Below are 12,433 nucleotides of genomic sequence, written 5' to 3'. Positions count from 1 at the left end.
ATGGAAAATAGGTGTAACACCCGCAACAGTGGTTTCCTGTATGCTATATTTCAAAATGGCTACTCTGATCACTAATGCATTAATACCGCGGGTTTTATGCTTTCTTTCCTTATAAAAAAAGAGACAGCTTTTATACTGTCTCTTATCCTAGTTCTTGTTGTAAGAATTCTTCTACATCATCGGGCGATTTGGTATAGGCACTGTGGCGGTGTGCCTGTTTTTCGCCATTTTGGAATATGAGTAAGCTTGGTATCCCCATAACTTCGAATTTTTCTGCCAGCCCCTCAACTTCATCACTATTAACCTGGTACCAATCATATTGTTCATACTTATCTAATATATCACCAATAAACATATCCATTCGCTTGCAATCCGGACACCAATCCGCATAAAACTTAATAATGACTGGTTCTTTGGAAGCAATAATTTCATTAAATTGATCTACTGTTTTAATTGCTTTCATTTAAAATAACCCCTTTTTATCTATTTGCACTTCGAATCAAAATTAGCATGAACACTCTTCACACGCAACTATTCTGTTTAACGATACTCTATTTTACCCAACAAATAAGCAAAAAGTAAGCCACCAGAAAAGGTAATGATACTTACAATTGTCCCCATCACATTCGTGGGCCAGCCTGGGAATATAACAAAGACGGAGCCTATTACCATGCCTATTACAACTGCATAAGTTGCTATCGGAAATGCTCCAAGAAAATAATGAATCACTTTACTCATTAATACTATACCTAACAGTATACCTGTACCAACTGTTAGTATAACTATTATATCTAAGTTTTTAATTGCACTTATGATGGTAGTATAGGAACCAATTACATATAAAAGGAAGGACCCGCTAATACCAGGCAGAATCATGGCTGCACTAGCGATAAAACCAGAACCAAATAACCAAAAGTAGGTAGTTGGTGAAAAGTTTGTTACCGGTGCAGGCTCACCCGTTTGAAAGAATGCCATCGAGCCAACTATAGCAATCCCAATCATAACTAACAAAAAATGCTTTGCTTTAAACGTTTTTTTCGCTTCTGATTTTTGAAAAAGAAAAGGTAACACACCGATAATTAACCCTAAAAAGGCAAATTGCGTTTGTTGAGGATAATGTTCAAATAACCATTCAATCAAACCTGCTAATAAGAAAACGGCAGTTAATATTCCTATGCCTAGTGGAATCAAAAACATTAAATGCTTTTTATATTCTTTACCAAAAAATCCATTGATCGCTTCAATTAACCGATCATATATCCCTAAAACTACTGCTATGGTACCCCCACTTACTCCCGGAACCACATCACTTGCTCCCATTAACATACCACGGTATATATTTCGCCATTCCATCTCTCATTCTCCTTATTCGATAAACTTTAAATTGTCTAATTTTTGTGAGAGGTGCTTCTTCATTTCATCAAGATACACTAATGCATTTGAAAGTTGATCGTCACTCACGTCTTTTAAAGGGAACACCTCAATATCTCTTAACGTTTCACCAGATCTTTCAAACGAAACAAATGTCGGTAAAAAGGAAGGTGAATGAACCTTTATATTCGAATCCTGTTTTGAGACTTTGAATTCAAGAATACCACCGATTCTCCGGTATAATTCATACTGTCCAGACAGGAAATTCCCTAAGGAATAGGCCACTAATACCTGATTTCCATCCTTACCTTCCAACCACTCCATTGGTTGCAGAACATGAGGATGGTGTCCAATAATAACATCCACTCCAAGATCTGCCGTGAACTGAGCCAATTCTTTCTGCTCTTGATTAGGTGTCCGTTGATACTCCTGGCCGAAATGATAACTGACAATGGTAACGTCTGCTAGATTCCGCGCTTTATTTACTTCCTTTTCAATGACTTTACGATCAATCATATTTACAAGATAATCTTTACCATTCGGAATGGGAATCCCATTTGTTCCATATGTATAACTTAAAAATGCTACAGAGATCCCCTCTTCTGTTTCAATCACTCGTAGCTTATCTTTATCGGCTTCACTTTTAAAACTTCCAGTATACATCATATCTATCTTCTCGTAATGTTCAATCGCGTTATGGATGGCTTGTTCGCCTCGATCTAATGTATGGTTGTTTGCCATAGTTACAATGTCAATTCCCACTTCTTTAAGATTATCTCCTAATTCAAATGGACTGTTAAATTGAGGGTAGTTCGATAAACCGATCTCTTCCCCACCCATGATGGATTCCTGATTTGCCATCGTTATCGTTGGTTGCTCTAAATATTTCGCTACTGGTTCAAGCATAGGGTTAAAGTCATAATTTTCCCCATTCCATGCGTCATCATAAACCCTGGAATGAATCAAAAGGTCACCAATTGCAGCGATTGTGATCTCTGCCTGTAAAGAGTTAAGATACGGACTCTCTATCTCTTTCATTAACAGATCCTTTCCACTATTATGATGGTTTTGACTATCAAGTTGATTCGACATTAAACAGCCTGTCAACATCGGGAAAATCATTAATAACCATAAGATGCGATACTTCATCGTAATGCGACTCCTCTTCAAAAGCTTCCTCTATTCTATCATAAGTTTGACATACTGAATGTAAAAAAAATGAAATGATTTTCTTTTTTTGATCGTCATTAACTATTGAAAAGAAAAGGAGGAGAATTTAATGATTGAAATAAATAACATTCATCAAACATTTATCTTAGGAAAAAAGCAAAATGAAACACATTTACACGTTTTAAATGATGTTTCTTTATCTATAAAAGAAGGAGAAATTGTAGCAATAACAGGAAAAAGTGGATCAGGTAAATCTACACTGTTAAATATTATTGGCGGGTTTATGAAACCAACGAGTGGCACGGTTCATATTGGAAATACCAATGTTACTACATTTAGTGAAGGTGAATTTGCTGATTATCGATTACAAAACATCGGATTTATCTTTCAAAACTTTCAACTTATCCCTAGTATGACTGCTTTTGAAAATATTGAGTTGCCATTAGTTTTAAAAGGACTAAACGAAAAAGAAAGAAAGCATATAACGGAACAAACATTACAAAAGGTAGGATTACTGGATTATAAAAGTCATTATCCGAGTGAACTGTCTGGTGGTCAACAACAACGAATTAGTATCGCTAGAACATTAGTGATGGAACCTCCTATTATCCTGGCTGATGAGCCTACTGGAAGCTTAGATAGTGAAACAGAGGCGGACATATTATATTTAATTAAAGAATTAAATCAAGAGCTGGGCATTACTTTTTTAATTATCACCCACGATGAAGAAGTTGCTCGTGTTGCAACGAAACAAATACACATCCATGATGGGCGTATCGTAAAGGAGGAAACGATTCAATGAACCTTAAAGATCAATGGAGATTTGTGAAAAGTAATATGAGAAGAAGTAAGTCACGTATTTTTATGACAGTGCTGGCAACTGCAATGAGTGTGGCTTTTCTAATCGTTTTAGCTTCTGTGGGGTTTGGTCTCCATAGCACCTTTATTCAGGATTTGCTAGAGGATCGAACCGTTACAAAGATAGAAATTGCCGGTTTAGAACAAGATGGTAATGTCCAGCCCATTACAGACAAGGAAATTAAAGAAATCGAAGCAATAGATGAAGTAAAAGCTGTGACAAGGCAGCAAAATCTTTATCAAACTCCTAATTATACATTGGATAACTATTCTTCTCAAAACCAGACGGTTGTTGCTCATTTTCCATCTGAAATTGAAGCGGGATTGGAGTTAACAGAAGGCAGACTTCCAGAAGGATCACACGAAATTGTAGTCGGTCACCATTTTCTAAATCATCTCGCACCAACTGATGTGGAAGTTGATGATTTATATGATGAAAATAATGTGATTAAAGAAAAATTTCAATATGATGAAAATTTAATTGGTAAGCAAATCGAAATGGAGGTTGCTCAATACATTGAAGGCAAAGAGCAAAAAGAGTCGATTACACTAACGATTACAGGGATTGTTGAGCCTCCTTCGAAAGGATGGATGGAAGATCAAAAAGTGTATACGACAGAGGAAGTTTTAAATGAAATTGAATCCTTTACAAATACACCTCGCGGAGAAATTGTCATGCCTGATCAGTCCCAACCTGCATCGATTCCAAAAGGCTATGATGCGGTGTATGGATTTGCAGATAGCATGGATGAAATAAACAATATATCAGAAATATTAAAAGAACAAAATTATTTAGTATATTCTGTTGCAGATGAAATTAAAAATATCAATCTGGTCTTTACAATAGCAAAAATAGGATTGATTTTCATTGGAACTATCGCGATTATCATTGCCTCGATTGGGATTTACAATACGATGACAATGGCGGTAACCGAAAGAACACCAGATATCGGTATCATGAAAGCAATTGGAGCACATCCCAAAAAGATTAAGCAAATCTTTTTACTAGAAAGCAGCTATATTGGTTTGATTGGTGCAGTAATTGGTACAGCTGTTGCATATATCATTAGTATTCTACTCAATATTACGCTACCTATAATTATTGAGTCCGCATTGGAAGAACAGTTACCTGAAGGGTTTCAATTTTCAAGCATACCATTATCATTAATTTTAATCTCCGTTACGATTTGTTTATTAGTAACGATCGTATCTGGTTTAAAACCTGCTAAAAGGGCTACGCAAATTGATGTACTAAAAGCAATGAGAAGAGAGATATAAAGAAAGGTATATATTTTTTTGCAAAGAAGAAGGGGGCATTGATATTAGAATAATTTTAAGTACTTTACTTTTATTATTTTTATTTTTCAACGCTTGCCAACCTAAAGAATATCAAGGCGAATACACTGAATGGTCTACTCAATCAGATAATACGCCATTAAAGGATAGGTTAGAAAATAATGATATCCCCTTTAAAGTTGAAGGTGATACCCTACTTATACCTGAAGATGCAATAGACGATGCTGTAAAATGTGGCTCCTGACAGTCAAAATACTGAAATAGAATAATAACCTCTCAATTACGTGGAGGTTATTTTTTCTTATAAGTGACTATTTAGTCATCTTCGATCTCGTATTTCTCACGTAAGGAGTGAGGTGCCATTTTGACCATTTGCTGTAATATTAAACCGGCAATCATGATATCATCAAATATACCAAAAAGAAGTAAATAATCGGGAATTAAATCAAACGGGAAAATGATATAGCCAAATATTAATAACAACGATGCCATTTTTGCAGTGACCCTCACTTGTTTCGAAAGGAAGAATTCTTTGAAAAATGGCAGCGATTTACGAAAATGAAATAAAAATTTTAATCTGCTAAAAAACCTCATAAGAAAACCTCATCTCTTTAATATATCTAGTATCATAATACCCTTACACTACAAAAAGAAACCATATCTAACGTTACCTTTACGAATACATTTTCCTCCAACTTGCATATTTTAAATATGCAAGATAAACTGCTCCATCTGCAAGAAGAAGACGAAATTTGCAAGATAAAAATCCCAGCAAGTTAAATCTCGCTGGGATTAATCACAATTTTATGCATTTTTCTTCTTAGATGCTTTTTCTCGTTCGCTTTTGTTTAATATTTTTTTACGAAGACGGATTGATTCTGGCGTTACTTCACAGTACTCATCATCATCTAAATATTGAATCGCTTCTTCTAATGACATTCTGCGCGTTTTACGAATGGTAGATGTTTGGTCTTTATTCGCTGAACGTACGTTGGTTAGATGCTTCTCTTTTGTAATATTAACGGTTAGATCATTTTCTCGGTTATGCTGACCAACAATCATACCTGCGTATACTTCTGTACCTGGATCAACGAAGATTATCCCGCGATCTTCCAAGTTCATAATGCCGTAAGTAGATGCTTTTCCGTTTTCTAAGGAAACAAGTACACCTTCGCGACGTCCACCAACTTGCCCTTTGGCAAATGGTGCATACTCTTCAAATGTATGATTGATAATTCCATATCCACGCGTTTGGGTCATGAATTCTGTTGCATAACCAATCAACCCACGTGAAGGGACTTTAAATTCCATACGAACTTGGCCTGTTCCATGGTTGACCATGTCCATCATTTCCCCTTTACGTGCTCCAAGGGATTCCATCACAGGACCTGTATAGTCTTCCGGTACATCAATTTGTACCCTTTCTACAGGTTCACATTTTACGCCATCAATTTCTTTAATGATTACTTGTGGTTTCGAAAGTTGCAATTCGAACCCTTCTCGGCGCATATTCTCTACTAAGATCGATAAGTGTAATTCACCACGCCCAGAAACAGTCCATGCATCTGGAGAATCTGTAGGATCTACACGAAGACTCACATCTGTTTCTAATTGTGACAATAGTCGCTCATCGATTTGACGTGAAGTAATATATTTACCTTCTCTACCTGCAAATGGACTATTATTTACAACAAACGTCATCTGTAACGTTGGCTCGTCAATTCGTAAGATTGGTAATGCTTCTTGATGTTCTGTTGGACAAACAGTTTCGCCAACGTTGATATCTTCCATACCAGCAACCGCAATAATATCACCTGCTTTTGCTTCTTGGATCTCAATTCGCTTAAGACCAATAAAACCGAACAATTTACTAACACGGAAGTTTTTAACCGTACCATCCGTCTTCATTAAGGATACTTGCTGTCCAACTTTAATCGATCCACGGAATACACGACCAACACCGATACGTCCTAAATAGTCGTTATAATCTAGCATCGTTACCTGGAATTGAAGTGGTTCTTCTGCATTGTCTACAGGAGCTGGAATTTTGTCAATGATCGTTTCAAAAATTGGTTCCATTGTATCCTGCTGTTCTTCGTCTGGAAAGCTTGACGTTCCATTTAATGCAGAAGCATAAACAACTGGAAATTCTAATTGTGCATCATCTGCACCTAATTCGATAAATAAATCTAATACTTCATCTACAACCTCATCCGGTCGTGCATTAGGACGGTCAATTTTGTTCAACACAACAACAGGCTGTAATTTTTGCTCTAAAGCTTTCTTTAATACAAAACGTGTTTGAGGCATACATCCTTCATAAGCATCAACAACAAGTAGTACACCGTCTACCATTTTCATAATACGTTCTACTTCACCACCAAAATCGGCGTGGCCAGGTGTATCTAATATATTTATATGTTTATCCTTATAATCAATGGCTGTGTTCTTCGCTAAAATCGTGATTCCACGCTCTTTTTCGATATCATTGGAATCCATAGCACGTTCTGCTACTTGTTCATTTTCCCGAAATGTTCCTGAGTAATGGAGTAATTGGTCAACTAACGTTGTTTTACCATGGTCAACATGGGCAATTATCGCAATATTGCGAAGGTCTTCTCTTAATTGCGTCATTTCATTCTCTCCTCTTAATGATACGTTCATTTTTTACAACTTATCTAGTATACCATAATAGTCATTAAATGTTATCATTAATCGTTATTTTTTTCATAATTGGGAAAGATTATGCTAAATTTCGCCCCACCATTTTTGGCATTTTCTGCTTTTATTGTACCACCAGACCTCTCCACGATCGCTCTGGCAATTGCTAGACCAAGACCTGTTTCTCCACTATTTCCTTTTACAAAGCGATGGAATAATTTTTTAATTACATCCTCATCTATTCCTTCTCCATCATCAATAACTTCGAATCGCAGCTCATTATTTACAGTGAACACAGCTAACTCCACCTTATTTCTTGCATGACGTATCGCATTTGTCACAATATTCATTACAGCTTGTAACATTTTTTCCTCATCAAAAGTTAATGTTTTATCCTCTACTTTTGTTAAGGTCACTTGAATATTTTGGTCATTTGCTATTGGGATAGCTCGTTCCATTACTTTCTCAAGAAATGTTTTGATACTAATAGTCTCCGCTTGATAGATATCTGCCTCACTGTCAAGTTTAGCTAAGAGAATAATTTCATTAATGATTTTCTTAAGACGATTGATCTCAGCGACCATCACATCTAAGCCACGATCTGCTTCCTGTCCCTCAAAAATTCCATCTTTAATACCTTCCGCATAACCTTGGATTGTCATTAAAGGCGTTTTTAATTCATGGCTGGCATTTTGAAAGAAGTGGTGCTGGGATTGAATGAAACTGTTTAATTCATTTGCCATTTCGACGACACTTTGTTCCACTTCTTTAATCTCACCAGTTGCTTTGATTTCTTCCATGTCATCAAATTGGCGTTTTTCAATTTTTTTTAATTGATGGCGCAATTTCGTTAATGGCGTTACTAGTTTGGTTGTTAAGTAATGACTTAATAAAACTGCTACAGCTATTCCGATTAAAAAGATAATAAATAGACGATTTACCAAACTTCTCTGGACTTCCTGCAAATCATCCAATGGTGTTAACAACACTAATTGCTGGGTAACAACAGGTGAATAAAAAGGGATAATAGAAACAACATAGCGATCATCTTCCCCTTGCCATAATGGTTGGTCTTCATTTGTCAGATCATGCTCCGCGATCCACTCATCTAATTTGTCCATATCTGGAATCGATGAAAAGATCACACGCTCATTACCTTCATCATAAGCAAAGACCTGCAAATTATATTGTTCTAACATTTGCAGTAACCTTTGAACATTTGTTGTGCTATTTAAGTCTTGTGACAAAATAAAATTAACAATCAATTCCCCTTTATCTTCTAATTGACGTTGTTCATCTTTAATTAACATCTGCAACATTTGCGAATAGATCGTAATACCTGCGACCGTCATAATAATAACTAATAAAGTCGTAAAAGCTATTGTTAATTGGTATTGTAATTTCATGTTTGTTCTCCGTCATATTCTAAGCGGTAACCGTGTCCCCACACGGTTTCGATCGGTAAATTGGCCATTTTCTTCCTTAATCGTTTTACAAGATCATCTACTGCTCGATCACTTCCGAAATAATCGTTACCCCATACTAATGTCAACAATTCTTCTCTCGAAAAAGCACGATTGGGTTGTTTCGCAAAAATTTCTAACATTTCAAATTCTTTTGAAGTGACATCAATTTCTTGCTGTTGCCATTTAACAATGCGAGCCGCTTTATCGACTTCAAGTCCACCAAGTTCAATAACACTGGTTTGATCGCTCTTTTTAACAGGGTGTGATTCAGCACGCTTAAAGAGACGCTTTATCCTTGCCACTAGTTCTCTTGGACTAAATGGTTTCGTTAAATAGTCATCACTACCTAACTCTAAACCAAGTATTTTATCGACTTCCTCATCTTTTGCTGAGATGATAATAATCGGAACTTCACTTATTTGTCGGATTTTTTTGCATAATTCATATCCGTCCATTCCAGGAAGCATAATATCTAAAATCCACATATCTGGTTGCCCTGTCGTTGCTAATTCCCACGCATCCTCTGCTGTTTCCATGAGTGTCACCTGATAGCCTTCTTTTTTTAGATATGCATTCACAATATCTCGAATATTCGGATCATCTTCTACCATATATATTTTTTGGTGCATGTTATCTTCCACCTCTCCGTATCTTTCTTTTATCACGGTGTATACGTCCGTTATACCCTTAAAACAGATTTCTTCAACAAATAATATATGTGAGGGGTAACGGACGCTAACTTTCTGATAAGTTTCGCTTTATCATATTTTCGCACATTTATCTAAAAAAATTAAGTAATGCTATATAATTAGCTGATTTTACACATTTTTTATACACTTATCCCGTTAATATGCCATAAATGGTGGGTAATATAGTAAGTGAAGTTATTAATAACAAATTTTTTAAAAAGGTGTGAATAGATATGAGTCAAGAATTTAATCAAGAACACACTCCAAAACCAAAAAAGGAAAGAAATACTTTCCCGATGTTAATGAGTGGTGTAGCTGGAGGTATCATCGCGGCTTTATTTACAGGTGGGATTTTCCTGACGCAATTAGATGATAATCAAAACACTGCTTCAGAAAATACAGTAGAGACTGAAGAGACAGCTGAAAGTCAGCAATCTACTGATCAGGAAGCAGTACCCACTTCGAATCTATCTACCGAGAATACAAACTCTATTTCCGGAGCAGTAGAAAAAGTATCCGATGCTGTAGTTGGAATATCGAATGTTCAACAAGTTAGTCTATGGGAAGAATCAGATGCTGCAGGAACTGGTTCAGGTGTTATTTATAAAGATGATGGTGAAAACGCATATGTCGTTACCAATAATCACGTAGTGGAAGGTGCTCAACAAGTGGAGGTTATTTTAACAAATGGTGAGCATGTTCAAGCTGAAGTATTAGGTACAGATGCCTTAACGGACCTAGCCGTTTTACAAATCCCTAATGATCAAGTAACGACAGTCGCTGAACTTGGTTCTTCTGATGAATTGACGGTAGGTGATACAGCGATTGCGATCGGTAATCCTCTTGGTACGGAGTTTGCTGGATCGGTTACACAAGGTATTATTAGTGGGTTAGATCGTGCTGTCGATGTCGATTTAAATAATGACCGTCAACCAGATTGGACAACAAATGTCATCCAAACAGATGCTGCGATTAACCCTGGTAACAGTGGTGGTGCATTAGTTAACTCGAATGGTCAATTAATTGGAATTAACTCGATGAAAATTGCACAAGCTGCAGTAGAGGGTATCGGTTTTGCTATTCCTATTAGTGATGCAAAACCTGTCATGGAACAGTTAGAAACAGATGGTGAAGTTGTGCGTCCATTCATGGGCATTAGCGCTGTCGACTTATCAACGGTACCTGCTCGTCACCTTCAAGAAACGTTAAAATTAGAAGAAAGTGTGGAAGATGGCATTGTTGTTGCTGATATTGAATCAAATTCTCCAGCAGATGAAGCAGGTCTAAAACAATATGATGTTGTAACAAAAATTGATGATAAGGAAATCAGTTCTATGCTTGATTTAAAAACCTATTTATATCGAGAAACAGAAATCGGTGATGAAATTACTGTCACTTTCTATCGAGAAGGAAACGTACAAACTGCAACGATGACATTAGATAAACAGGAAGATTTGTAAAGTGAGATTTCATCTAGATAATTATAACCTAGGCTAACGCTAGCCTAGGTTTTTTATTTACCATGATCAATACAATATCTAGTGGTTGGAATAGCTAATAAGCGATCTTCTGAAATTTCTTTTCCACACTCCTCACAAAGATGATAAGTACCTTTTTTAATTGATTTTAATGCATGGTCAACTTCTTCTAATTCTTCCTGTTCATGTGCTTGTAACGTGATATCTTTTTGCCGGTCATATAATTCGGTTCCCATATCTGCAGGATGATTGTCAAAACTTGTTGATAATTCTCCAACATCTGCATCCAATGGTTTACTTTCATTTACACTTTCTGCATTATCCTTCTTTAATTGCTCTTTTCTCTCATTTAAATAACTTTTACATTGCTCTAGCACTTCTTGTTTCATGTTGATCCTCCTTTTAGTCCACCTATTCCCATTATTTAATCAATAAAAACAACCATTAGTCTCTATCGCTTTTTTCTGATACAGTATAAGAAAAAAGGAGAATGATGATGACAAAAACTATTGGTTTTATTGGTTCAGGTGTAATGGGGAAAAGTATGGCAAGTCATTTAATTGATGCAGGATATCACGTACATCTTTTCACCAGAACGAAGGATAAAGCGCTTGAACTCTTAAACCAAGGAGCCATTTGGGAAGTTACAGTAGCTTCCCTTGCAGCAAAATCAGATATTATCATTACCATGGTTGGTTATCCTTCTGATGTTGAAAACCTTTACCTTGAAGAAAACGGTATTATTAATAACGCCAAACCAGGATCCTATTTAATTGATATGACAACATCCGACCCGCAATTAGCAGAAGAAATAGCAAAAGTTGCTGAAACTAAAAAGTTACACAGCTTAGATGCCCCTGTATCTGGTGGTGATATTGGAGCCAAAAGTGGAAAATTAGCCATTATGGTTGGTGGTACACAACAGGATTTTGATACGATGTTATCTATCTTTGAAATAATGGGCGAAAATATTGTATTGCAAGGGCCGGCTGGAGCGGGACAACATACCAAAATGGCGAATCAAATTAATATAGCTTCGACCATGATCGGTGTATCAGAGTCGATTATGTATGCAAAAAAAGCAGGATTAGACCCTGAACGAGTGCTAAAAAGTATATCAACAGGTGCTGCAGGAAGTTTTTCTTTATCTAAATTAGCACCCCGTATGATCAATGGCGATTATGAACCAGGGTTTTATATCAAACATTTTATTAAAGATATGAAAATTGCCCTTACCAATGCTAAAAACATGGGAATACAAACACCTGGTCTAGCTCTATCACTTGAATTATATGAAGAATTGGCAGACAAAGGATTAGAAGACGAGGGGACACAAGCTTTGATTAAATGGTTTGAGGGAGAGTTGTAATTATTAAACAGCTATTAATAACGTTAATATTTATATTATTCGTAGTTGCATGTAGTGGTGATGAAGATTTACTAA

General features: G+C 36.2%; 12 protein-coding genes. 4 read left to right on the top strand and 8 right to left on the bottom strand.

The genetic code is table 11. The features are described 5' to 3' along the window. Positions 1-142: 142 nt before the first annotated feature. The 3 genes from BUC25_RS16265 to BUC25_RS16255 all read right to left on the bottom strand — a co-directional run bounded on the left by BUC25_RS16265 (position 143) and on the right by BUC25_RS16255 (position 2,520). Positions 143-463, bottom strand: a complete 321-nt coding sequence (locus BUC25_RS16265) for a thioredoxin family protein (RefSeq protein ID WP_073202944.1) — start codon at positions 461-463, stop codon at positions 143-145. 77 nt (positions 464-540) lie between these two features. After that, positions 541-1,353 (bottom strand): DUF368 domain-containing protein, encoded by an 813-nt coding sequence (locus tag BUC25_RS16260; RefSeq protein ID WP_073202943.1) that lies wholly within the window; start codon positions 1,351-1,353, stop codon positions 541-543. Between the two features lie 12 nt (positions 1,354-1,365). Beyond that, complete coding sequence (locus BUC25_RS16255; RefSeq protein ID WP_073202942.1) at positions 1,366-2,520, bottom strand: CapA family protein; 1,155 nt, start codon at positions 2,518-2,520, stop codon at positions 1,366-1,368. Positions 2,521-2,650: 130 nt separating this feature from the next. Between BUC25_RS16255 and BUC25_RS16250 the strand changes: the two genes are divergently transcribed. Both BUC25_RS16250 and BUC25_RS16245 read left to right on the top strand, forming a co-directional pair. After that, entirely contained in the window at positions 2,651-3,343 is a 693-nt protein-coding gene (locus tag BUC25_RS16250; protein ID WP_073202941.1) for an ABC transporter ATP-binding protein, read from the top strand. Beyond that, positions 3,340-4,677: an ABC transporter permease gene (locus BUC25_RS16245; RefSeq protein ID WP_073202940.1), complete on the top strand. Its 1,338-nt coding sequence runs from the start codon at positions 3,340-3,342 to the stop codon at positions 4,675-4,677. The genes BUC25_RS16250 and BUC25_RS16245 overlap by 4 nt, the downstream gene beginning before the upstream one ends. A gap of 333 nt (positions 4,678-5,010) precedes the next feature. On the opposite strand, the gene BUC25_RS16235 is transcribed toward BUC25_RS16245, so the two are convergent. From BUC25_RS16235 to BUC25_RS16220, 4 genes are all read right to left on the bottom strand, one after another. Beyond that, on the bottom strand, positions 5,011-5,289 hold the full coding sequence (locus BUC25_RS16235) for a YkvA family protein (protein WP_073202939.1): 279 nt from the start codon (positions 5,287-5,289) through the stop codon (positions 5,011-5,013). Positions 5,290-5,499: 210 nt separating this feature from the next. Further along, positions 5,500-7,329: a translational GTPase TypA gene (gene typA / locus BUC25_RS16230; protein WP_073202938.1), complete on the bottom strand. Its 1,830-nt coding sequence runs from the start codon at positions 7,327-7,329 to the stop codon at positions 5,500-5,502. Positions 7,330-7,406: 77 nt separating this feature from the next. After that, positions 7,407-8,762 carry a sensor histidine kinase gene (locus BUC25_RS16225; protein WP_073202937.1) on the bottom strand — a complete coding sequence of 452 codons (1,356 nt, stop codon included), beginning with the start codon at positions 8,760-8,762 and terminating at the stop codon, positions 7,407-7,409. After that, positions 8,759-9,451, bottom strand: a complete 693-nt coding sequence (locus BUC25_RS16220; protein ID WP_073202936.1) for a response regulator transcription factor — start codon at positions 9,449-9,451, stop codon at positions 8,759-8,761. The genes BUC25_RS16225 and BUC25_RS16220 overlap by 4 nt, the downstream gene beginning before the upstream one ends. A gap of 293 nt (positions 9,452-9,744) precedes the next feature. On the opposite strand from BUC25_RS16220, the gene BUC25_RS16215 reads away from it, so the two are divergent. Further along, complete coding sequence (locus tag BUC25_RS16215; protein WP_073202935.1) at positions 9,745-10,971, top strand: S1C family serine protease; 1,227 nt, start codon at positions 9,745-9,747, stop codon at positions 10,969-10,971. A gap of 53 nt (positions 10,972-11,024) precedes the next feature. On the opposite strand, the gene BUC25_RS16210 is transcribed toward BUC25_RS16215, so the two are convergent. Continuing rightward, positions 11,025-11,378 (bottom strand): TraR/DksA C4-type zinc finger protein, encoded by a 354-nt coding sequence (locus tag BUC25_RS16210; protein WP_073202934.1) that lies wholly within the window; start codon positions 11,376-11,378, stop codon positions 11,025-11,027. A gap of 101 nt (positions 11,379-11,479) precedes the next feature. Between BUC25_RS16210 and BUC25_RS16205 the strand changes: the two genes are divergently transcribed. Further along, a complete protein-coding gene (locus tag BUC25_RS16205) occupies positions 11,480-12,358 on the top strand; it encodes an NAD(P)-dependent oxidoreductase (RefSeq protein WP_425292878.1) in 879 nt (292 codons plus the stop codon). The last annotated feature ends 75 nt before the right edge of the window (positions 12,359-12,433 follow it).

The organism is Gracilibacillus kekensis, assembly GCF_900143085.1.
Classification (GTDB): domain Bacteria; phylum Bacillota; class Bacilli; order Bacillales; family Amphibacillaceae; genus Gracilibacillus; species Gracilibacillus kekensis.
This window is presented reverse-complemented; position numbering and strand designations above follow the sequence as displayed.